This is a genomic window from Xanthobacter wiegelii (assembly GCF_043193855.2).
GTDB lineage: Bacteria > Pseudomonadota > Alphaproteobacteria > Rhizobiales > Xanthobacteraceae > Xanthobacter > Xanthobacter flavus_A.
On the sequence record NZ_CM195529.1, the window covers coordinates 644,937 to 666,489 of the forward strand.

Consider the following 21,553-nt stretch of genomic DNA (forward strand, 5'->3'; position numbering starts at 1 on the left):
GCCTCAGCTCCCCGGCTGGCGGGTTGAGGGCGAGGCGGCGCCGGGCGCGGGCGCGCCGTCCTTCCAGTGGCCCTGCTGCTTGAGGGCGTCGGCGACCTCGCGGGGCATGTATTTTTCGTCGTGCTTGGCGAGCACGCTGTCGGCCTTGAACGCGCCGTCCGGCTGGAGCGCGCCTTCGGCCACCACGCCCTGACCCTCGCGGAACAGGTCCGGCAGGATGCCCTGGTAGGCCACCTTCACCGTGGCATTGCCGTCGGTGATGGAGAAGGTGGTGAGCGTGCCGGCCTTGACGACGCTGCCGGTCTCCACCAGCCCGCCAAGCCGCAGGCGCGCGCCCGGCGACACCTGCTTCTGTGCCACTTCGGTGGGCGTGCGGAAGAAAACGATGGTGTCGTTGAGCGCCGAGAGGATGAGGCCGGCGGCGAGCGCGAGCACGCCGAGCCCGGCGCCGATGAGGACCAGCCTGCGCTGCTTCCGCGTCATCCTTTTCCTCCTGTCGGCAGGGCCTTCTCCGCCGCGTCGAGACGGGCGAGGGCCGCCGGATCGTCCTTGAAGGCGGCGCGCGCGGTCTTGAGCGCGGCATCCGCCTTGTCCTTGTCGCCGAGCACGCCATAGGCGCGGATCAGCCGTTCCCAGCCGTCGATGTCGTTCGGCTCCTGGTCGAGCCGGGCGGCGAGGCGCTCCACCATGCCGCGCACCATGGCGTTCCGGTCCTGCGGCGACATTTGGGCGGCCGCATTGACATCGGCGGCATTGGGACCGGGTGTCGCAGGGGAAGGTGCTGCGGGCGGCACCGTGCCGCCGACGCGGGCGAGCGCCTCCGCCACCATGGGGCGATAAAGGGCGGAGGCCGGCGTCCTGGCGAGGAGATCGCCCCAGATCCGCGCGGCATCCTGCGCGCGGCCATCCTGCTCGGCGGCGAGGCCGAGGAAATAGGCGGCGCGCGGCTCGTTCGGGTTCAGCGCGAGGGCGGCGGCGAAGGCCTTGGCGGCATCGGCGGTGACGAGGCCGTCCGCCGCCACCACCAGCGCGTCGCCCCTTGCGGACAGGCGCTCGGCGCTGGGGCCCAGGATGCGGATGGCTTCGCCATAGGCGCGGGCGGAATCCTCCGGCCGCCCGAGACGCAGATAGATGGGGGCGAGGATCTCGTAGCCCTGCCCGTCATTGGGATTTTTCTGGAGGTGTTCCTCCACGCGCCGGACGAGGATCGCCACGTCGCTGCGATCGGGCGCCGCGGCCATCCGCTCGGCCAGCGGCGCGCCGGGAAGGCCTGGCGAGCCCATCACGGCATAGAGCGCCGCCGCGCAGATCGGCACGAAGAGGAGCGCGAAAATGGCCGCCGCGCGCCGGCGCCGGCCGGCCACGGCGGGATCGGCGGACGCAGCGTCGGCCGCCGCATCGGCGGCGAGCATGCGGCGGGCCACCTCGATGCGCGCGGCTTCCGCCTCGGCGGCGGGCAGGCGGCCGGATTTCGCGTCGCGGGCGATCTCGGCCAGCTGGTCGCGATAGACCGCAAGGTCCGCTTCCCGCGTCGCCTTCAGGGTGCGGGCGCGCGACAGCGGCCACAGCACGGCGAGGGCCGCGACGGCGGTCATGAGGGCGAGGGCCGTGAACAGAGGGAGTGAAATCATCACCTGCGAGCCGTTAGCGGCTGACGATCCTCGTGCATAGGCCACACGCCGTCCCAGCGGCGCGGAGCCGCAGGCGATCAGGCGTTCGTGACCGATCCACGCCAGATCGACACCGCGAGGGTGATCCGGTACACCAACCCACGGCGCGCCGCATCGTGCAGCGCAGCAGCGGGAGGAGACGGGGATGGGCCTGTTCGACCAGATGGCGGGCAGCATGCTCTCCAACATGCTCGGCCGTGCCGGCCCCGAGGGCGCCGGCGCCCTCATCGACACGCTGCTCAGCGGCCCCATGGCCTCGGCCCTGCCCGGCATCCTCGATGGCGCGCTGGCGAAGACGCCCTATGGCAGCATCGAGGGCGTGCTGGCGCAATTGCAGGAGGCTGGCCTCGCCCATGAGGTGGACAGCTGGCTTTCCAGCGGCCCCAACGTGCCGGTGAGCGCGGACGAGATCGTCAACGCGCTCGGCGCCGAGCCCCTCACCGCCATCGCCAACGGGCTCGGCCTCCAGCCGGAGATGCTGCCCGAGCTTCTCGCCAAGCATCTGCCGGCCATCATTGATCGATTCAGCCCCAACGGCGTGCTGGATCTGCCCGGGCGGTGATTGCCGGGACGGGCCGGGCCCGTCCCTTCAGCACCTTCAAAGCACGACTTCGATCGCGCTCACTTGATCGCGCTCACTTGCATTCCTGCGCCACCCGGTCGAGCGCCTGCGCCAGGCCGACCAGCGAGTATTTGTCGGTGGTCACGTTGCCGCGCAGCGAGGTCGAGGCGACGGTGAGGTCCTTGCCGCGCTTCATGGCGTCCACCAGCTTGGACTCGTCGGCCACGTTGCGCACCCAAGCGCCCTCATCCTTCGTGTAGAGCTGGAGCGTCGCGTTGCCGACCGTCAGGGTCGCGTCCGAACCCTCCTTCAGCGGGAAGCCGACGGTGACGGTCACCTCGTTCTTCACGTTCTCGCCGGGGCGCGTGGAGATGAAGAAATAGGCCGGATCGCGCTTCAGCCCTTCGGGCGCGCGAGTCTTTGGCTGGGAGATGGCGTAGCAGACCTTGGGACTGGAGGTGGAGACGTAGACGCTCCAGTCGCCGAACTGCGCCACCGCCTTCGACTGAGGCTGGCCCTGCGCGGCGGCCGGGGCGGCTGCGGCACAGGCGAGGAACATGCCCAGGAGAGCAGGATGGACACGAGGAAGCGTCATGGCTTCTCCTAAATCGCTGGGGCCCCGTAAGGCAATCGGACATCGTGCTTGGCCGCCGGCTGTCGGGTAGCGACGCAGGCGGTCAAAAAAATGGCGGGGTCGTCTTGCGTTTTCCTAAACCAAAGGCTCGGCTCCGCTCAATGCGCAGGATGGGTGAAATCGCCCGATTCGTTGCGCCGTGGGACTTCGCGAGACTGTCCGGCCGCCGTGCGTGGCGCAAGGCGTGGGTTCTTGATGGCGCCGGTGCCGTCGCGGAAGGGCGTGTTTACCCCGTGCTTCCGCCCTGTTGGGTTAATTTTTGGTAATCCGTTCCTGTCGTTCCAGTGAAGAAGGAGACCTCATGAAAGCGGTGGTGTGCGCGCGCCATGGCGCCCCCGAGACCCTTGAGATCCGCGATCTGCCCGTGCCTTCGCCCGGTCCCGGCGAGGTGCTGGTGAAGGTCGCGGCCATCGGCCTCAATTTCTTCGACACGCTCATCATCCGCGATCTCTACCAGGTGAAGCCCGAGCTGCCCTTCTCCCCCGGCGCCGAATATGCCGGCCATGTCGCCGCGCTGGGCGAGGGCGTCACCGGCTTTGCGGTCGGCGAGCGCGTGTGCGGCTACCAGACCCACGGCGCGGCGCGCGGGTATGTCGCGGCTCCGGCCCAGTTCCTGGCCAAGGTTCCGGACGACCTCGACCTCGTGAAGGCGGCCGGCCTCATCGTCACCTACGGCACGGCGCTCTATGCGCTGCGCGACCGCGGCGAGCTGAAGGCGGGCGAGCGGCTCGCCGTGCTCGGTGCCTCGGGCGGGGTGGGGCTCGCGGCGGTGGAGCTGGGCCGGGTGCTCGGCGCGCGGATCATCGCCTGCGCCTCCTCGCCGGAGAAGGTGCGCTTCGCGCTGGATCACGGAGCGGACGAAGGTTTCGACTATGCCTCCGGTGACCTCAAGGCTGCGCTGAAGGCGTTCGGCGGCGGGACGGGTCTTGATCTGGTCTACGATCCGGTGGGCGGCGACATGGCGGAGCAGGCACTGCGGGCGCTCGGCCCGCTCGGCCGCTTCCTGGTGGTGGGCTTCGCCGCCGGCGAGATCCCGAAGATCCCGCTGAACCTGCTGCTGGTGAAGAATTGCGATGCGCGCGGCGTCGCCTTCGGCTCCCATGCCCGGGCCAATCCCGTCTGGCTGCGCGACGCGGTGGCCGAGCTGATGGGCTACGCGCGGGACGGCCGCATCTCGGCCCACGTGGACAAGACCTTCCCGCTGGAACACTGCGCCGAGGCCCTCGGCGAGATTTCCGGGCGTCGGGTGAAGGGCAAGGTGGTGCTCACCGTCGCCGACTGAACCTCAGGCCGGGCGGCCGTCCTCCCCGGTCGCCTGATGGTCGGGGTCGAAGGCGGCCTTGGCCGCTTCATAATGCTCGGGCTTCACATGGCCCGACAGCAGCTTGAGCGCGCCCATGAGCACCGCCGCATCGTCTCCGAACCCGATCAGCGGCAGGAGGTCCGGCGTCAGGTCGAAGGGCAGGACGAAATAGGCGAGGGCACCGAGCAGGGTCGCGCGCACCCGCAGCGGCGTCTGGCGGTCGAACGCAGCATAATAGCTCGCCACCGCGTCTTCGGCGAAGGGGACGTGGCGGGCGGCGCCGCGCAACTTCCGCCAGAAGCCCTTGCGCACGCTGGCCTCGTCTTGCGCGGCCTTGTCGCGCTCGGCGCCGGAGAGGCGGTCGAATTCGTCGGGGTTCAGCGTGTGCGTAGTCATGCACCATGAGATGGGGACCCCGCTGAGCGCCGCAAGAGGCCGGGCGCCCTACAGGAGCGGGTAGGCCGCTTCCACGAGATAGGGTCCGCCGCCCACCGAATCCCGCGAGGAGAACAGCACGAAGCGCGGCACGCGGAACGCCGGGGTGCGGAAGGAGCCGCGCGCCGCCAGATAGTCCGCCACCTGCCGCGAGGATGCGTCGCGCAGCCGGGCGAGGGTGACGTGGGGCTTGTAGTTGCGCTCCGCGCCGAGGCCGAGCCGCTGCATGATGCGCTCCTGCTCGGCCTGCAGCTCCATCAGCGCCGCATTGGCCTTCACCGCCGCGAACACCGCGCGCGGCTTGTGACCGCCGAACTGGTCCAGCCCGTCCAGCGCGATGTCGAAGGCGGGTCGTCGCACCTGCCCCAGCATCAGCATGATGTCGCGGCCGGTGGCGTCGTCCACGTCGCCGATGAAGCGCAGGGTGACGTGATAGTTCTCGGAATCGATCCAGCGGGCGCCGGACAGACCGCCCCGCAGCATGGACAGGTCGAGCCCGACCTCCGGGGGGATCTCGATGGCGGTGAACAGTCGCGGCATTGAACCCTCCGCGATGGCCGGCGGGATAGTGCCGGTCTCACGAGCGACCGCGGCGCTACCGCAGGCCCAGCCCGTGCAGTGAAGGAGATTCGCGCCCCGAAGGAAAGGGCTCTGCCGCGCCTTCGGCGGTTCGGAAACAAACCGCCCGGCCGAAGCCGGGCGGATGGGTCTGTCGGGCCTCAGCGCTGGCCGGGCCGAGGCCGGTTCTGCGGCGCCGCCCGTTGCTGCGGCATGGCCCTCGGCTGCTGTCGCATCTGCTGCGGCCGCATCTGCTGGGGGCGTTGCTGCGGCCTCATCTGCTGCGGGCGCTGCTGCTGCGGACGCATCTGTTGCGGCCGCTGCTGGGGCCTTTGCTGCGGTCGCACCTGCTGCGGCCGGTTCTGCGGCCGCACGTTGGCGGGCCGATTGGCCGGCCGGTTCGGCTGGACCGCGGGCCGGTTGGGCCGGTTGGGACCCGCGTTCGGATAACCGGGCCGGTTGGGACCGGCATTCGGATATCCGGGCCGGCCAGGTCCGCCGGGCCGGCCGGGGCCGGCGCCGGGATAACCGGGACGGTTCGGTCCTGCCCCCGGAACACCGGGCTGGCCGGGCCGGCCGGGGCGACCGGGGCCGACGCCGGGGGTGCCGGGATATCCGGGACGGCCGGGACCCGCGCCGGGCTGGCCGGGGATGTTGCCGGGCATGCCCGGGCGACCGGGGCGACCGGGTCCGACGCCTGGGGTGCCGGGATAGCCGGGGCGACCCGGTCCCATGCCCGGACCACCGGGATATCCGGGCCGGCCGGGCGCACCGGGAACAACGGGCATTCCGGGACGACCGGGACCGACGCCGGGTCCACCGGGATAGCCGGGCGTGCCGGGACGACCCGGACCACCGGGATAACCCGGACGGCCGGGGGCACCGGGAACGAGAGGCATTCCGGGACGGCCGGGACCGACGCCCGGTCCCCCCGGATATCCGGGCATTCCGGGACGGCCGGGTCCACCGGGTCCACCGGGTCCACCCGGTCCACCGGGCCAGCCGGGACGGCCGGGCCCTCCAGGACCTCCAGGACCACCGGGACCACCGGGGTAGCCGGGGCCGCCCGGCCAGCCGGGACGTCCCGGACCGCCAGGTCCACCCGGTCCACCCGGCCACCCGGGACCGCCGGGACCACCGGGACCGCCGGGCCAACCCGGACGACCGGGACCACCCGGCCAGCCGGGACGCGGCGGGGGCCGAACGCCGGGACGGCCGGGCACCCACGGTCCCGGTCCCCAGACGGGCGGGCGGCCACCCCAGCCGGGACCCCAATAGGGCGGGCGCACCCAGCGCGGCGGCACCACCCACACAGAGTTCCACGGCCGGTTGTTCCAGCCCCAGTTGTTGTTCCAGTAGGAGCCGACGAGCACGCCGGCGCCGAACGCCAGGGCGCCGGTGGCGAAGGTGGTGAAGACCTCCGAGCTGTCATAGGCCGGCACATAGATGCGCTCGGGATCGGCCGGCTGGATATAGATGGTGCGCGCGGGGCCGCCGCTGCCGCTGCTCGCGGGCGCGTCCTGCGTCGTCACCACCTGCTGCGGCGTGGACTGCAGATTGCCGACCGCCTGCGCCTTGGCACGCAGCAACTGGATGGTGTTGGACACATCCTGCGGCTGGGTCGAGAAGGCGAGGCCGAGGGATTCCGACCACTCCATGTGCTCATGGAGCAGGGTGATCACCTCCGGAAAGCGCACCAGCGCCTTCACCGAGGAATCCCAGTTGAAGGCATCCACCGCGGTGAAGTTGCGTTCCTGCACCGGATTGGGATTGGCGACGATCCAGTTGTACGCCTCCACCAGCTGTTCCGGGAACAGCGTCGCCGGGAACAGGATGGCGAGCAGCGGATCCGGATAGAGCGCCACCGGCCCGAGCAGGTATTCGAGCTCAGACAGGGAATAGGCGGGCTGGACCCGATCGCCCGGCTGGGGCGGCGGCAGGGCTTGGCCCTGCGGGCCTTGCTGCCCCTGAGGCGCCTGCGGCAGCGGCTGGCCCTGAGGATAGCCTTGGTCGCCCTGCGGCGCGGGTTGGCCCTGCGGCGCAGGCGGCGGGGTCTGGGCGAGAGCCGGGTAGATGGTGGACCAGCCGAACACCGCCGCGACGGCGATGCGCGACAGGTTTCCCGTCCTCCCCTTGACGCAGTTTCTTATGGATATGCCACCCATGCGGCCCTCCTTATGGCGGCGTTCTGACCTCAGGCTAGACTGGTCGACGCCGCCGTGTCCTTGATGTTTCTCTATTTTTTCAGGGCCTGCTCAGGGCAGGGGGACGAGGATCTCGATCTCCAGCGCCTCGGGCGAGGCGGTCAGAAGGTCTGTCCGATAGCGCTCGATGTAGAGGTCGTTCTGCTCGACGTTCTTCTCGTCGAGATAATTGGCGATCTGCTCGTAGGTATTGTCCATGTCGCCGAAAGAGCCGGTATGCACGAACCGCAAGACCTTGCCGGCGAAGGAGCCGCCGAGCTTCATCGGCTCGGCCGGCTTCTGGGTGGTGGTGCCGGAGAACGGCATCTGCACCTCATAGTCGAAGCCGCGGTCGTCGCTGGTATTGTACATGACGAACACGTCGCCGGCCCGCACTAGGCCCAGCCGCTTCACCTCGCCATCCGCCTTGCGGACGGCCTCCACCAATTTGTCATAGGCGTCTTCCCAGGACGACGAGCCGGAAATCGTGAGCACCGGCACGGGCGTCAGCGTCACCTCGTCCGCCGAGAAGGTGGCGGGAGCGGGCGTGACGGGGGTCGTCTCCACCGTCTTCGGGTCCACCACCGGCGGAGGCGTCAGCGAGTCCTGTGACTTTTGCGGCGCCTGCGCGGCCGCGGGCGCCACCAGCGCCATCATCAGCCCGAAAACCGCCGCCGCCCGCCCGAGCCTCGTCCCCCAAACGCCCGTCATCGTCCATCCTCCCGCGGGCCGAAGGGCCGCGACGCACTCTGTCTAGCATGTTCTCCTGCCGCAGTTCGGCGCGATTGCGGCGCCTTGCGGGCGGCGCGGGGGTGGTGTGATGGACGGAACGACGCCATATAAGGCAAAGATCCTTCAGGACCAGCCCGGACGCCCGTGAACCCGCTCAGCCACCGCCCCTTTGTGAAGATGAACGGTCTCGGCAACGAGATCCTCGTCCTCGACCTGCGCACCGATCCGGTGGAGGTGCCGCCCGCCGCCGCGCGGGCGCTGGCGCGGCCCTCGGTGCTGCCGTTCGACCAGGCCATGGTGCTCTATCCGCCGCGCCGCGCGGACACCGCCGCCTTCGTCCGCATCCTCAACAATGACGGCTCCCTCTCCGCCGCCTGCGGCAACGGCACCCGCTGCATCGCCGCGCTGGAGGCCGAGCGCACCGGCACGCCCCATGTGCTGTTCGAGAGCGAGGCAGGGCTGCTCGATTGCACCGTGCGGCTGGACGGTCAGGTGAAGGTGGACATGGGCGCCCCCCGCCTCGGCTGGCAGGACATCCCGCTGGCGCAGGATGTGGGCGACACGGCGTCGGTCCTCGTGCCCGGCTTCGAGAGCCTGGGGCCGGCGGTGATGGTGAGCATGGGCAATCCGCACGCCATCTTCTTCGTCGATGATGCCGACGCCATGGACGTGGAAGGCCTCGGCGCCGCGCTGGAGCACCATCCGCTCTTTCCGGAGCGCGCCAACATCTCGTTCGCAAGCCTCACCGCGCCGGACCGCATCCTGCTCCATGTTTGGGAACGCGGCGCCGGTCGCACGCAGGCCTGCGGCACCGCCGCCTGCGCCACCGGTGTCGCCGCCGTCCGCACGGGCCGCACGGGCCGCGCCGTCACGGTGACGCTGCCGGGTGGGCCGCTGGAGATCGAATGGCGCGAGAGCGATGGCCACGTTCTGATGACCGGGCCGGTGGAGCACGAATTCGCCGGCACCCTCACACCCGCCATGCTGGATGAGGCCGCCTGATGGCGGATGCAGCGGGCGTCGAGGTGGTCAATTTCGGCTGCCGCCTGAACGCGCTGGAAGGCGACGGCATCGCCCGCGCCGCCACGGCTGCCGGGCTGGAGCGTGCCTTCATCGTGAATACCTGCGCTGTGACGGCGGAAGCCGTGCGGCAGGCGCGCCAGGCCATCCGCCGCGCCCGCCGCCGCGATCCCGCGCTCCGCGTGGTGGTCACCGGATGCGCCGCCCAGACCGAGCCCGCCACCTTCGCCGCCATGGAGGAGGTGGACCTCGTGCTCGGCAATGCCGAGAAGATTTCCGCCGCGAGCTGGGCCCACGCCCGCCGAGACTTTGATTTCGGCATTGGCGCCGAGCAGAAGGTGCGGGTGCAGGACATCGCCGCCGTGCGCGCGGCGACACCCCATCTCGCCGACCGGTTCGAGGGGCACACCCGCGCCTTCGTGGAGGTGCAGAACGGCTGCGATCATCGCTGCACCTTCTGCATCATCCCGTTCGGCCGTGGCCCCTCGCGCAGCGTGCCCATGGGCGCGGTGGTGGCGCAGGTGGCGCGGCTCGTTGAAAGCGGCCATGGCGAGGTGGTGCTGACCGGCGTTGATCTCACCGCCTATGGTGCCGACCTTCCGGGCGCGCCGACCCTCGGGCGGCTGGTGCGGGCGGTGCTCGCGCGTGTGCCGGAGCTGAAGCGGCTGCGTCTCTCCTCCATCGACGCGGTGGAGGCGGATGCGGAACTGATGCGTGCCCTCGCCGAGGAAGAGCGGCTGATGCCGCATCTGCACCTCTCGCTCCAGTCCGGCGACGACCTCATCCTGAAGCGCATGAAGCGCCGCCACAGCCGGGCCGAGGCGCTGGCGTTCATTGCCGCGCTGCGGCGGGCGAGGCCTGACGTGGTGCTGGGTGCCGACATCATCGCCGGCTTTCCGACCGAGACCGAGGCGCAGGCCCGCGCCACGCGCGACTTCGCCGAGGAGGCGGGCCTCGCCTTCCTCCACGCCTTCCCCTATTCCGCCCGGCCGGGCACGGCGGCGGCCCGCATGCCGCAGCTTCCCCCGGCGCTGGTTGCCGAGCGGGCGGCGCGCCTCCGGGAGACCGGGGCGGGCCTGCTGCGCCGGCATCTTTCGGCGGAAATCGGCCGCCGCCGCACGGTGCTGGTGGAAGCCGGCGGGCGCGGACACACCGAACATTTCACCCCGGTGCGCCTCTCCGGCGCGGCGGTGCGCGGCAGCCTCGCCGATCTCAGGATCGCAGGGCACGACGGCGCGCGGCTCATCGCGGCGTGACGCATTTTCAGGGATCTTCGGCATGAGCCAGCAGGACGGCGGAAACGACAAGAAGAAGCGCGGCTTCTGGGGATGGCTGACCGGCGAGCCGGCGGCTGAGACGCCGGTGACGCCTCCGGATGCGCCTGTCCCCGCTGCGGCGGACACCGCGCCCCCGCTGGTCGCGCCAGAGAGGCCGCTAACGACCCCGGTGGAGAGCGCGGCGGCGGAGCCTGCCGCGCCGCCCGAACCGGTCGCGCCCGAGCTGGTTGCGCCCGAGACTTTGGAAGCACCTGCGCCCGAGCCCGTCGAACCCGAGCCGCCTGTTGCCTTCGCGCCGGAGCCGAATACGGACCCCGAGCCGGTCGAGACCGCCGCGCCTGAGCCCGCTCCGGTCGTGGTGCCCGAAGCTCCGGCGCCGGAGCTTCCCCCGCCGCCGCCCGAACCCGTCGCCGTTGCGCCGGTCCCGGAGCCGCGCAAGGGCTTCTGGAGCCGGCTCGCCTCCGGCCTCGCGCGCACCGCGTCCAGCCTCGGGCAGGGCATCACCGATCTCGTGTCCAAGCGCAAGCTCGATGCGGCGACGCTTGAGGAACTGGAGGAAGTGCTGATCCGCGCCGACCTCGGCGTCGAGACCTCCATGCGCATCGTCGAGGAGGTGGGGCGCGGCCGGCACGACAAGATGATCTCGGCCGAGGAGGTCAAAAGCCTGATTGCGGCCGAGGTCGAGCGCATCCTCGCCCCTGTGGCCGTGCCGCTGGTGGTGGACACGGCGCACAAGCCCTTCATCCTGCTGATGGTGGGCGTCAACGGCTCCGGCAAGACCACCACCATCGGCAAGCTCGCCGCCCAGTGGCGGGCGGAGGGCCGCAAGGTGGTGCTCGCCGCCGGCGACACCTTCCGCGCCGCCGCCATCGAGCAGCTGAAGGTGTGGGGCGAGCGCACCGGCGCCACCGTCATCGCCCGCGAGCAGGGGGCCGATGCGGCGGGCGTCGCCCACGATGCCATCACCGAGGCGCGCGCCCAGAACGCCGACATCCTCATGATCGACACCGCCGGCCGCCTGCAGAACCGCGCCGAGCTGATGGCGGAGCTGGAAAAGGTGGTGCGGGTCATCAAGAAGCAGGAGCCCACCGCGCCCCACGCGGTGCTCCTCGTGCTCGACGCCACCGTGGGCCAGAACGCGCTCTCGCAGGTGGAAGCGTTTGCCCGCACCGCCGGCGTCACCGGCCTCGTCATGACCAAGCTCGACGGCACGGCGCGGGGCGGCATCCTCGTGGCCATCGCGGCGAAGCACAAACTGCCCATCCATCTGATCGGGGTGGGCGAGGGGCAGGATGACCTCCAGCCCTTCGCGGCGCGCGATTTCGCACGGGCCATTGCCGGGTTGGAGTGAGGCTGGACGGGCTTTGGCGGTAGCTATCTGCCGCCTCGCTGCCATTCGGTACGCGGCGGTTGAAAATCCGTGCAACCTCGGGGAATCTCGGTCTTGAGCGCCGCCGTGCGCCGTCCCGAGGATCGCCGCAATGACCCCTCCCACCCGCCGCCTGTTCTCCCTGTCGCTGGTTGCCGGCAGCCTTCTGGCTCTCGCCGGATCGGCCTCGGCGGCGGAGACGACGCCGCTGTTCAAGATCGTCACGGTGAAGGACGAGATCGTCGTCGGCCTCTCGCCGCAGGACGCGGCGGCGATCGGCGGCAGCGATGTCACCGCCATCGGCCGGGCACTCAAGGCGAAGGGCGAGGTGACGCTCTGGCGCTACGCCGTGCGCAAGGGCGCCGACGGCGCGCTGGAGCAGGCGCCGGTGGCGCGCGTGAGCATCCTCAGCAACGACAGCCTGCGGGTCGAGCCCTACACGACGCCGCTGAAGATCATCGCCCCGCAATGAGGCGCCTCGCCGCCCTCACCCTCGTTGCGCTTTTGCCGGCGGCCGAGGCGCGCGCGGAAGACCCGGCGTGGCTTGCCGCCGCCACGGCGCAATTGCCGAAGACGCTGGTCGCCGGCCGCGTGCTGCGCACGGGCGAACTGGGTCAGACGGCGCTGATCGCCATCTTTCCCGCCGGCGCGGATGATCCGAGGACGCCGGGCAGCGCCTTCACGTCCGTGCAGGTACTGGAGGTGACGCTGGCGCCGGAGGGCGATGCCCGCCGCGTCGTCTCCGCCGTAGTGCGCCCCCGCACGGCGCAGGATCCGGCGGGGGATGACCCGTTCGCCGAGGATCAGGCGGAAATTCTCGCAAGCCTCGCGAAGCAAAAGCCGGAGCCGGGTGTGGAGCCTTGCCGGCTCAGGGCGTGGTCCATCGACACCAGTCGCAAGGGCCTGCCCGTGCGCGCCGCGCCTTCGGCGACGGCGAAGGTGGTGGGCACCCTCGCTCCACCGCGCCGGACGCCCGAGTCCGGGCAGGGCGAGGACGACAGCTGGCACGTTGAATTCGAGATCACCGGCTACAAGGACGGCTGGTTCCGCATCCGCAATGCCACCCCGCCCGGCGCGCCCTATGACGATCCGCCGCCCCGCTCCTACCCCAAGACCTACAGGGGGGCGGGCTGGATTCCGGCGGACAAGGCCGGCGGCGCCTATGCCAACACGCAGATGCCGGTGATGCGCCTGCACCAGGCGCCCAACGTCGATGCGAAGGATATTCCGCCCGGCGATGACGCGGCCGATCCCTCCGGCAATCTACCCATCGACGGCACGCTGGAGCGCCTCTACGCCTGCTCCGCCAATTGGGCGCTGACGAAGAGCCGGGATGGCAAGCGCGGCTGGTGGCGCGGCATCTGCTCCAATCAAGTCACGAACTGCAGCTGAGTTTTCAGCCGCGCGGCAGCGCCAGCAGGTCCACATGGCCGATGACGCATCCCTGCGCCATCGCCCGTGCCCGATGCCATTCGGCGGCGACCTCGGCCGGCACGCGGCCACTGTCCACCGCCGCCTGCGCGGTCCCCTTGGCGAGCTCGGCGATCAGCTGCCGGTCTCCGGCATCGAGCCGCCAGGGACTGTCCGCCGTCTCGACGGCGTAGCCGGCGGACGCCAACGCCGCGCCCAGGATCGCGCCGGCCTCCGCCCCGGCGGCGGGGCCGAAGCCCTTGTCTGTGCCCTGATGGATGCGGAACGCGTCCGCGATGGCGTCGTCCGCCGGATGCGGCGGAGACCACACGTCCTTTCCGTCGCAGGTCAGCGCCGCATGGAGCACCGCGCCGCTGCCAGTGAAGGCTGCCGCGAAGCGGCGGCACCAGTCCGCCGAAACGAGGTCGTAGAAGGCCGAGGCCGTCACGAGATGGGGCCGGAAGGCGAGCGGCGCGGCCGGATCGGCGGCGATGTCGCGCAGGGCGAATTCCACCGTCACCTCCTTGCCCGAGAGATCGAGCACCAGCGTTTCGCCGTTCTCCCGCCAGCCGTCCGCAAAGGCGCGGAAGGCGGCGCGGGCGGCCTCGGCCAATGCGTCGTCGTGATCCACCAGCACCCAGTGCTGGCGCGGACCGAGCTTCGGCGCGAGCGCCCGCAGATTGGAGCCGGAGCCGGCGCCGAGATCGACGATGCGCTGCTCGGTGAGGGACGACAGCCGGTCGGCCAGCTTCGCCTCGATCGCCGCCGAGCGGGCGGAATGGTCGGCGACCTCGCGCAGGGCGAGCCAGTCGGCGGAGAAGGTGGCGGCGGGGAGGGGCGCAAGCTCGGTCATCGGTGGGCGACCTCCATCAGCACCCGGCCGATGACAGCTGCGGTATCGGACCAGTCGGGCAAGGCAGTTCCGGCGGCAAAGGCGGCATCGGCGATTTTCTGCCGCCGCGCGGGATCGGTGAGAAGGGCACGGAGCGCGCTGGCGAGGGCATCCGCATCGCCGGGCGGCACCTTGAGGCCGGCCCCGTCCGGAACCGTCTCGCCCGCCGCGCCGCCGGTTGTGCAGATGACCGGCAGGCCGCGCCGCAGCGCCTCGGCCAGCACCATGCCGTAGCCCTCATAAAAGGAGGGATGGACGAAGATGTCGGCGCCAGCATAGGCCGCATCCAGAGCCGCCGCATCGAGCGTGCCCGCGAGGTGGATGCGGGAGCCGAAGCCGGCCGCGCGCGCGGCGATCTCCCGCGCCGTCTCAGGCTCGAACTCCGGGCTGCCGACGATGGTCAGCGTCCAGTCGAGATCGGCGAGCTGGTCGAGGGCGTCGAGCAGCACGCCATAGCCCTTGCGGGGCGTCAGCGATCCCACCGCGATGAGGCGCGGCGGATCGCCGTCCGCCGGCACGCGGTCGGCCGGGGCGGTGCCGGGCAGCGCAAGGGTGACCTTCTGCGGTGGCACGGCGTAGCGCTCCACCAGCATCCGCCGCGTTTCGGGACTGACGGCGATGACGGCGGATGCGGCCGCGAGCGCGCCTGCCTCGCTCTCCAGCAGGCGGGCGGCCACGTCTTCGGCAAGGCCGGTTTCCAGCGCGAGGGGGTGGTGCACCAGCCCGACCAAAGGCCGGCCGATCCGCCGCAATCCCTCCTCCGGCAAGGCGCCGAGGGCGAGGCCATCGGCCAGCAGCACGGTTCCGGCCGGCGTCGCGGCGAGGGCGGCCAGCGCCGCCTCAATCTCGCCCTGCGAGGGACAGGGGAAGCCGCCCTTCAGCGAGAGAGCCGTCGCCGCGAAGCCCTGCGCCTTCAGGCCGGCGAGGATGCGGCGGTCATAGGCATAGCCGCCGCTGGGCGTATTAATGTCGCCGGGATGGACCAGCGCCACCGCCGGCCGCGCGGAACCGCTCACGCGGCGGGGCCGATGTCGGCCTCGTACCAGGCGCGGGCAACGTGGGATTCGTGCAGCGACACGCGGATGCGCACGATGCCGTCGCCCCCGGCGCCGAGTTCGCCGGAGCGGGCGGCGGCGGCCATGTGGTCGAACACGTGGCGGGCCAGCACCTCGGTGGTGGTGTTGCGGCCGGCGAACGCGGGCACCTCGTCGAGGTTTTTGTAGTTGAGCGGGCCGAGCACGCCCTTCAGCGCGTCATGGGCGCGGGCGATGTCCACCACCACGCCCTCCTCGGTCAGGTCCTCGCGATAGAAGGCCACATCGACAACGAAGGTCGCCCCGTGCAGCGCCTGCGCCGGGCCGAACAGGTCGCCCCGGAAGGAGTGAGCGATCATGATGTGGTCCCGCACCTCTACCGCGTACATTGAATGTCCTTTCTGTCCGGTGGTCCGGCCTCAGCCGTAGCGCACGACGGTGACGATTCCTTCCGCACCGGCGCCGAGAATACGCGGCATCCGGGCCGGCAGATCATCGAAGGCGACCTCCTGCGTGATGAGCGCGTCCAGCCGGTCGTCGGCGAGGAGGTCCAGCGCCTTCAGGAGGCGGCGGCGGCGGCTCCAGCGCGGGCGGCGGGCGGGGCTCACCGCGCCCACCTGCGAGGAGAGGATGGCGAGGCGTTTGTGGTGGAAGCCGCCGCCAAGCGCCACGTCCACCGGGCGGTCGCCGTACCAGCTCATTTCGATCACCCGGCCTTCGTCGCCGCAGCAGGCGAGGCAGACGTTGAGGCCGGCCGAGGAGCCCGAGGTGTGGAAGACAAGATCGGCATCGAGATCGGCCGGGCCCGGCTCGGCGGGGAGAAACCTCGCGCCGAAGGTCGCGGCGACGGCGGCGCGGGCGGGATCGGTGTCCACCACCGTCACCTCGGCGCCGGGGAGCCGGGCGCAGAGATAGGCGACCAGAAGCCCGACGAGCCCTGCGCCCACCACCACGATGCGGTCGCCGGGGCCGGCGCCGCCGTCCCACACCGCGTTGAGGGCGGTCTCCATGTTGGCCGCGAGCGTCGCGCGCCGCGCCGGCACGGCATCCGGCACCGGCGCCAGCATCTCGCTCAGCGCGACGAACCGTTCCTGGTGGGGCGCGAGGGAGAAGACGCGGCGGCCGATCAGCTCGGGCGGGCCGGCTTCCACCTCGCCGACGGCGCAATAGCCGTATTTCACAGGAAAGGGGAATTCGCCCTCCTGCATCGGGGCGCGCATCCGCGCGCGATGGGCGGGATCGTTGAGGCCCGCCGCCACCAGACGCTCCGTGCCGCGGCTGACCGCGCTGTAGAGGGTTCGGACCTGCGCGGTGCCTTCGTCCATGGCCGGCAGCACGCCCGGCCGCAGCTCGCAGGCCCCCGGCGCCACGTACCAGAGGGCGCGGGTGAAAACGGAGCCGTGGCAAGTTGACGCAGGTTGAACGGCCATGTCTCGGCTCTCGTATAGGCTTGGGGTTTCATCGCCGCGGGCCGCCGGCACCCAGGGAGCTATGCATGTCTTCAAGGTCCGGTCCACTGTCCTCGCTTCCGGAAAAACCCGCGCCCGCCTCGGCCACGCTGACGCCGGCGCTGATCCAGCCGCTCTCAACGCTTCGGCGGCGCCGTCTGTTCATGCTGGTCGCGAATTTGGCGACGGTGGCCCTCGTCCTCGCCGGGATGGTGGCGTTGGGCGCGCATGACGGTTTCTCTCTGGTGGATGGCCTCCTGCTGGTCTGCGCGCTCGCCATCACACCGTGGAATGCCATCGGCTTCTGGAATGCGGCTGTGGGTCTCTACCTCCTGCACGGCCGGCGCAGGGGCATAGAGGCGGCAGCGCCTTTCCTCGCGCCGCCGCTGCCCGAAGGCCCGATCACCTCCCGCACCGCCATCCTCCTGACCGTGCGTAACGAGGACCCCGCCCGCGCGCTCAACCGGCTCAAGGCGGTGAAGGCGGACCTCGACCTCACCGGCCATGGCTCCGCCTTCGACTTCCACGTTCTCAGCGACACTTCGCGGCCCGACATCGCAACCGCCGAGGAAGCGCTGGTGGCGGCGTGGCGGGCGCAGGAGGGCTCTGCCCGCATCTTCTACCGCCGCCGAACGGACAATGCCGGCTTCAAGGCCGGCAACGTGCGCGCCTTCTGCGTCGACGCGGGCGAGCGCTACGACTTCATGCTGCCGCTCGACGCCGACAGCCTGATGGGCGCGGATACCATCCTCTCCATGGTGCGGCTGATGATGGCCTATCCGCGCCTCGGCATCCTGCAGAGCCTCGTGGTGGGCCTGCCCTCCCAGAGCGCGTTCGGGCGCATCTTCCAGTTCGGCATGCGCCACGGCATGCGCAGCTACACTTTGGGTGCGAGCTGGTGGGCGGGGGATTGCGGCCCGTTCTGGGGGCACAATGCGGTGATCCGCGTCGCCCCTTTCCGCGACGCCTGCCACCTGCCCGCGCTGCCCGGCGGCCCGCCCTTCGGCGGACCCGTGCTTTCGCACGATCAGGTGGAAGCGGTGCTCATGCGCCGCGCCGGCTATGAGGTGCGCGTGCTGCCGGTGGAGAGCGAGAGCTATGAAGAGAACCCGCCGGCCGCCACCGATTTCGTCGGGCGCGACCTGCGCTGGTGCCTCGGCAATCTCCAGTATCTGCGCCTGCTGACGGTGCCGGGCCTTGCGGCGAGCCTTCAGCCCATGAGCCGGTTCCAGCTGGTCTGGGCCATCCTGATGTTCGTGACGGTGCCCGCCCATCCGGCGCTGCTGGCGCTCCTGCCTCTGGCGGCGGCGGAGGCGGGGCCGGCCTATCCGGTCGGCCTCGCGCTGGCGCTGTATGGGGGCATGATGGCGATGGCGCTCCTGCCCAAGCTCGCTGGCGTCGCGGATGTCCTGCTGACCACGGGCGGCGTCGCCCGCTATGGCGGCGCGCTGCGCTTTGCGGCGTCGGTCGCCGTGGAGCTGGTGTTCTCCTTCCTGCTCAGCGCCATCACCGCCATGGCGGTGACGCTGGAGATGCTCCGGCTGCTGCTCGGCCGGGTGCGGGCGTCGTGGGGGAAGAGGGTTATTTGGCGGGCGCAGGCGCGCGATGGCCACGGGGTGGACTTCGCCCATGCGGCGCTGGCCTTCTGGCCGCAGACGCTGTTCGGTCTCGCGGTGCTCATCGCGCTCCTGGCGGTGCAGCCGGTGCTGGCGCTGTGGGCGGCGCCGGTTCTGGCGGGCTATGTGCTCGCCATTCCCTTCACCATGGCCACCGCTGACCCGCGTCTCGGCCAATTGTGCGTGCGTCTCGGCCTGTGCGCGGTGCCGGAGGAGTTCGCCCCGAGCCGGGTGCAGCTTCTGCTGGTAGGTGAGCGCTTTGAGGCCCGCCGGGCGGCCTGAACGGGCGCGCAAAAGAAAAGGCCGGGCGCGCGCGCCCGGCCTTTCGTTCAAGTGCGATGGATGAGATCAGCGCCGGCCAAATCCGCCGCCAAATCCGCGACCGCCGCCACCCCAACCGCCGCCACCGCCGAAGCGGTCGCCGCCGCCGAAGCCGCCGAAGCCCCGGTCGAAGCCGCCGGAGCCGAAGCTGTCGCCGCGGCCATAGGCGTCGCCGCCGAAGCCGTCGCCGCCGTAGCTCGACACCCGCTGATTGCCATAGGAGCGGGCCTGTTCCTCGCGGTCGAGGCTCGATGTGTCGCGGCTGGTGTTCTGCCAGCCGGAGGTGGTGTGCTGGCTCCAGCTGCCATTGTCGTTGTGCTGGTAGACATTGCCGTCGTGGTCAACCGCCACGTGGCCATTGTCCCACGCCACCGCGTTCCCGGTCTTGGCATTGCCGGCGACGCCGCGGCTGTCGACGTTCACGTTGCCGTTCTTCTCCGTCACGCCGGTCTGGGAGGCGTGATAGGTGCCCGTGGTGGGATTGGCGCCGGCGGATTCACGGCCGGCGGCGGCATTGCCCGTATAGGCGTTGCCCTCCACACCGGCGCGGCTTTCGCCACGCGCGCCGGTGGTGGGGTTGTAGCGGGCGTTCTCCCGGCCGGCGGCATAATTGCCGGAATAGGGATTGAACGCGGCGCCCGAGCGGCCGGCGAAATTGGTGCCGTTCGCCGTGGTGCCGCGCCAGTCGCGGCCCGACCAGTCGGTGCCGTTCCAGGTGGTGCCCCACGCATGGTTCACCGTGGCCGCGCCGCCCCAGCGGCCATAGAGGTTGGTCTGGTTCAGGTTGGTGTAGCCCCAGTGGCCGCCCCACGGTCCGTAAGGTCCATAGGGACCATAGGGATGCCAGTACGGCCCCCAATAGGGATACACCGCCGTGCCCCAGCCCCAGCCGGCGGCGAAGCCGAAGGCGAACCCGGTGTCGAGGCCCAGCGCGAAGCCGGCGCCGACGCCGTAGGTGACGGGGCACGAATACCAGTCCGTGAAGCCCACGTAGCCCACGCAATTGTAGCCGGTGCCGTAGACCACCGTGCCGCCCGGAGCGACCACGACGCCCATGTAGCCCGGGGTATAGCCCACCACCACGGCCTCCGGCGTGGCGCCGTAGATGCGCACGTAGGTGACATAGTGGACGGGCGAGGACACCGGGATGGTGTAGATCACGTCCGGCACCGCGTCGGCGACGCGCCAGGGGCCGGCGGGATCGACCGCCACGAACCACGCGCCGTTGTTCACCGCGTAGAAGCGGTCGGGCGCGAGGCGGATGACCGGCGTCGCGGTGTTCACGGCATAGGCGAGGGCGGTGCCGGAGATGGGCTCGAACTTCGGCGCGCCCTCATAGGCGACCTTGAGCTGCACATCCCGCTTCACCGTCGCCGTCTGCGGAATGGTCGCGGCGATGGCCGCTTCCTTGGCCTGCGGCGTGCCCGCCACCGAGACCAGCACGTTGGCCTTGGGATCGTTCGGCGAGATCTTGGAGAAGTCCTTGGGCAGCGCGTTGCTGGCCACGAAGGCCCACGGGCCCTTCAGGTCGGGCGCCTTGAACCAGCGGCCCGAGATGAGGACATAATAGGAATTGGAGGTGGTCTCCATGAACACCGCGTGGTCGGCATTGTTCATGGTGAGCAGGTTGGTGCCCGCCACCGGGAGCATCTGCGGCTGGCCGTCGGTCTGGATCAGCTCGGAGGGCTTGGTGACCGCGATGATGGCCGGGGCCGGGTTGATCGGCTTCTTGTCGTTGCTGAGCAGCGGATCGGCCGGGATCTCGGCGATGGCCGCCTTGCCCGCCGCCGCGAGGGCGTCGGAGACCTGGGGCGTGACGATCCAGGTGCCGCCGAGGTCCGGCGTCTCATACCAGTGGCCGGCGGCCTCCAGGTGATAGGTGCCGGCGTCATCCTTCAGCAGCAGGGGCTGTGTGTTGATGACCCGCTGGAAGCCGCTCACGCCCTTGATCGGCCGCAGCACCGGCTGGCCGGCGACGGGAACAAGCACGGTCGTGGTGGTGGCGAACAGGATTTGCGGCGGGGTGTTGTCCACCGGCTGGGCCTGAACCTTGGCCAGTTCCTGGTTCACCGCATAGCTCGCCTGGAGCTGGTCGAGCGGGATGGTCATGCCATCGGGCGGCAGGCGCGTCTGCAGGGCCGAGCGGATCTCGCTCGCCTTGGCCGGCTCGGTGGGCACCTGCACGTTATCGATGGTGAAGGTGGCGAAATGGACGAGGCCCGCCGGCTTGTCGATGGCGACGCGGGTGGAGAACTTCACCATGCCGTAGGTGGGCGCGCCGGTCTTGACGCCGATGGCGACGGCGGCGCGGCCGGACATGGTGTCGCCGTTCCAGACGTCGATCTGCGGCTGATAGAGCTGGAGCACCTGGTTGTCGGGCAGATCGAAGACGCGCGGCCAGGTCGGCGGCGCGGTGGGCGTGGCCCCGGGCTGGGCCTGCGCCTGAGGTGTCGACTGGGGTTGCTGGGCGTCGGCCGTCGCGGGCCACAGCATCGCCGCTGCAACCAGCGCTGCAGCTGAGGCGCCGGTCCAAAGTCGCTTCATGAACTGCCTCCCTCCCCGAAACGCCGGGGCGGGGCACACCTAACATGTTCGCAGACCAACGTCAGCGTGACAGGCCAGCGCCATGCTCAAGACACGTTGAACATGACGCAATGGAATGGCGCAGCGGAAATGGCGCTCAGCCCGCCCGGTCGCAGTTGCGCTGCCAGGAGAGGCGCGGTCCCTCCCAGGACAGGCTGACGCTCTTGCGCGCCGGACAGGCGCGCGTCGCGGCTGACGTACCGTCGCGGTCCCAGTAGTCGCGCCACTGGTAGGCGGCCTTGGTCGCCGGCGCATCCGCATGCGCCATGGCCGGGGCATCGCCGGGGAAGGCGCGCACCAGATCCCCGCCGCCCCAGGCGGCGATGGCGATGAAGGTGGTGGCGGCAGCCGCGATCACGGAGGAGGTCTTCATGGGTCAGGTCTCGGAGCAGGACGTCGCGTCGCCGGCTTAGAACGCCGGACGGCGGCGGGTCGTCCCCTCAATGGAGGATATTTCCTTCGCCTTGTACGACGCCGGGGCTGAACCCGTGCCGACAGGCGGGTTT

Annotated in this window: 21 protein-coding genes; 8 read left to right on the plus strand and 13 right to left on the minus strand. The window is 70.8% G+C overall.

Annotation, left to right across the window (positions count from 1 at the left end; translation table 11 throughout):
• Window positions 1–3: 3 nt before the first annotated feature.
• Window positions 4–483: a cytochrome c maturation protein CcmE gene (ccmE, locus tag V5F63_RS02915; RefSeq protein WP_394101537.1), complete on the minus strand. Its 480-nt coding sequence runs from the start codon at window positions 481–483 to the stop codon at window positions 4–6.
• Window positions 480–1,631: a c-type cytochrome biogenesis protein CcmI gene (gene ccmI / locus V5F63_RS02920; protein WP_394101538.1), complete on the minus strand. Its 1,152-nt coding sequence runs from the start codon at window positions 1,629–1,631 to the stop codon at window positions 480–482. Before ccmI ends, ccmE begins: the two co-directional genes overlap by 4 nt.
• Window positions 1,632–1,815: 184 nt before the next feature.
• Here ccmI and V5F63_RS02925 point away from each other — a divergent pair, with 184 nt between their 5' ends.
• Window positions 1,816–2,232, plus strand: a complete 417-nt coding sequence (locus V5F63_RS02925; protein WP_209487626.1) for a YidB family protein — start codon at window positions 1,816–1,818, stop codon at window positions 2,230–2,232.
• 73 nt (window positions 2,233–2,305) lie between these two features.
• Here the strand turns inward: V5F63_RS02925 and V5F63_RS02930 are convergent, their stop codons facing one another.
• Window positions 2,306–2,827 carry an invasion associated locus B family protein gene (locus V5F63_RS02930; RefSeq protein ID WP_394101539.1) on the minus strand — a complete coding sequence of 174 codons (522 nt, stop codon included), beginning with the start codon at window positions 2,825–2,827 and terminating at the stop codon, window positions 2,306–2,308.
• A gap of 340 nt (window positions 2,828–3,167) precedes the next feature.
• Here V5F63_RS02930 and V5F63_RS02935 point away from each other — a divergent pair, with 340 nt between their 5' ends.
• Complete coding sequence (locus V5F63_RS02935; protein ID WP_394101540.1) at window positions 3,168–4,148, plus strand: NADPH:quinone oxidoreductase family protein; 981 nt, start codon at window positions 3,168–3,170, stop codon at window positions 4,146–4,148.
• A gap of 3 nt (window positions 4,149–4,151) precedes the next feature.
• On the opposite strand, the gene V5F63_RS02940 is transcribed toward V5F63_RS02935, so the two are convergent.
• The 4 genes from V5F63_RS02940 to V5F63_RS02955 all read right to left on the minus strand — a co-directional run bounded on the left by V5F63_RS02940 (window position 4,152) and on the right by V5F63_RS02955 (window position 8,056).
• Window positions 4,152–4,565, minus strand: a complete 414-nt coding sequence (locus V5F63_RS02940) for a YkvA family protein (protein WP_209487629.1) — start codon at window positions 4,563–4,565, stop codon at window positions 4,152–4,154.
• A 48-nt stretch (window positions 4,566–4,613) separates the two neighbouring features.
• A complete protein-coding gene (gene thpR / locus V5F63_RS02945) occupies window positions 4,614–5,144 on the minus strand; it encodes an RNA 2',3'-cyclic phosphodiesterase (protein ID WP_209487630.1) in 531 nt (176 codons plus the stop codon).
• A 179-nt stretch (window positions 5,145–5,323) separates the two neighbouring features.
• Window positions 5,324–7,327, minus strand: coding sequence for a DUF3300 domain-containing protein (locus tag V5F63_RS02950; RefSeq protein ID WP_394101541.1), 2,004 nt, complete (start codon window positions 7,325–7,327; stop codon window positions 5,324–5,326).
• A 90-nt stretch (window positions 7,328–7,417) separates the two neighbouring features.
• A complete protein-coding gene (locus V5F63_RS02955) occupies window positions 7,418–8,056 on the minus strand; it encodes a GyrI-like domain-containing protein (RefSeq protein WP_209487632.1) in 639 nt (212 codons plus the stop codon).
• A gap of 165 nt (window positions 8,057–8,221) precedes the next feature.
• On the opposite strand from V5F63_RS02955, the gene dapF reads away from it, so the two are divergent.
• The 5 genes from dapF to V5F63_RS02980 all read left to right on the plus strand — a co-directional run bounded on the left by dapF (window position 8,222) and on the right by V5F63_RS02980 (window position 13,135).
• On the plus strand, window positions 8,222–9,079 hold the full coding sequence (gene dapF, locus V5F63_RS02960; protein WP_209487633.1) for a diaminopimelate epimerase: 858 nt from the start codon (window positions 8,222–8,224) through the stop codon (window positions 9,077–9,079).
• Entirely contained in the window at window positions 9,079–10,353 is a 1,275-nt protein-coding gene (gene mtaB, locus V5F63_RS02965) for a tRNA (N(6)-L-threonylcarbamoyladenosine(37)-C(2))-methylthiotransferase MtaB (RefSeq protein ID WP_394101542.1), read from the plus strand. Before dapF ends, mtaB begins: the two co-directional genes overlap by 1 nt.
• Window positions 10,354–10,375: 22 nt before the next feature.
• Window positions 10,376–11,725: a signal recognition particle-docking protein FtsY gene (gene ftsY, locus V5F63_RS02970; RefSeq protein WP_394101543.1), complete on the plus strand. Its 1,350-nt coding sequence runs from the start codon at window positions 10,376–10,378 to the stop codon at window positions 11,723–11,725.
• 130 nt (window positions 11,726–11,855) lie between these two features.
• A complete protein-coding gene (locus tag V5F63_RS02975; RefSeq protein ID WP_394101544.1) occupies window positions 11,856–12,215 on the plus strand; it encodes a hypothetical protein in 360 nt (119 codons plus the stop codon).
• Window positions 12,212–13,135 (plus strand): SH3 domain-containing protein, encoded by a 924-nt coding sequence (locus V5F63_RS02980; RefSeq protein ID WP_394101545.1) that lies wholly within the window; start codon window positions 12,212–12,214, stop codon window positions 13,133–13,135. The genes V5F63_RS02975 and V5F63_RS02980 overlap by 4 nt, the downstream gene beginning before the upstream one ends.
• A gap of 4 nt (window positions 13,136–13,139) precedes the next feature.
• Here the strand turns inward: V5F63_RS02980 and V5F63_RS02985 are convergent, their stop codons facing one another.
• From V5F63_RS02985 to V5F63_RS03000, 4 genes are read right to left on the minus strand one after another with little or no spacing between them, the layout of a single operon-like run.
• A complete protein-coding gene (locus tag V5F63_RS02985) occupies window positions 13,140–14,006 on the minus strand; it encodes an SAM-dependent methyltransferase (protein ID WP_394101546.1) in 867 nt (288 codons plus the stop codon).
• Window positions 14,003–15,061, minus strand: a complete 1,059-nt coding sequence (locus V5F63_RS02990) for a glycosyltransferase family 4 protein (RefSeq protein WP_394101547.1) — start codon at window positions 15,059–15,061, stop codon at window positions 14,003–14,005. Before V5F63_RS02990 ends, V5F63_RS02985 begins: the two co-directional genes overlap by 4 nt.
• Complete coding sequence (locus tag V5F63_RS02995) at window positions 15,058–15,468, minus strand: 6-pyruvoyl trahydropterin synthase family protein (protein WP_209487638.1); 411 nt, start codon at window positions 15,466–15,468, stop codon at window positions 15,058–15,060. Before V5F63_RS02995 ends, V5F63_RS02990 begins: the two co-directional genes overlap by 4 nt.
• Window positions 15,469–15,498: 30 nt before the next feature.
• Window positions 15,499–16,509 carry a zinc-dependent alcohol dehydrogenase gene (locus tag V5F63_RS03000; RefSeq protein WP_394101548.1) on the minus strand — a complete coding sequence of 337 codons (1,011 nt, stop codon included), beginning with the start codon at window positions 16,507–16,509 and terminating at the stop codon, window positions 15,499–15,501.
• Window positions 16,510–16,574: 65 nt separating this feature from the next.
• Here V5F63_RS03000 and mdoH point away from each other — a divergent pair, with 65 nt between their 5' ends.
• Window positions 16,575–18,425: a glucans biosynthesis glucosyltransferase MdoH gene (gene mdoH, locus V5F63_RS03005; protein WP_394101549.1), complete on the plus strand. Its 1,851-nt coding sequence runs from the start codon at window positions 16,575–16,577 to the stop codon at window positions 18,423–18,425.
• Between the two features lie 66 nt (window positions 18,426–18,491).
• On the opposite strand, the gene V5F63_RS03010 is transcribed toward mdoH, so the two are convergent.
• The gene (locus V5F63_RS03010; protein WP_394101550.1) at window positions 18,492–21,008 is read right to left on the minus strand and encodes a carbohydrate-binding family V/XII; all 2,517 of its coding nucleotides are present in this window, start codon (window positions 21,006–21,008) and stop codon (window positions 18,492–18,494) included.
• Between the two features lie 136 nt (window positions 21,009–21,144).
• Window positions 21,145–21,420 (minus strand): hypothetical protein, encoded by a 276-nt coding sequence (locus V5F63_RS03015; RefSeq protein WP_209487642.1) that lies wholly within the window; start codon window positions 21,418–21,420, stop codon window positions 21,145–21,147.
• Window positions 21,421–21,553 lie beyond the last annotated feature (133 nt).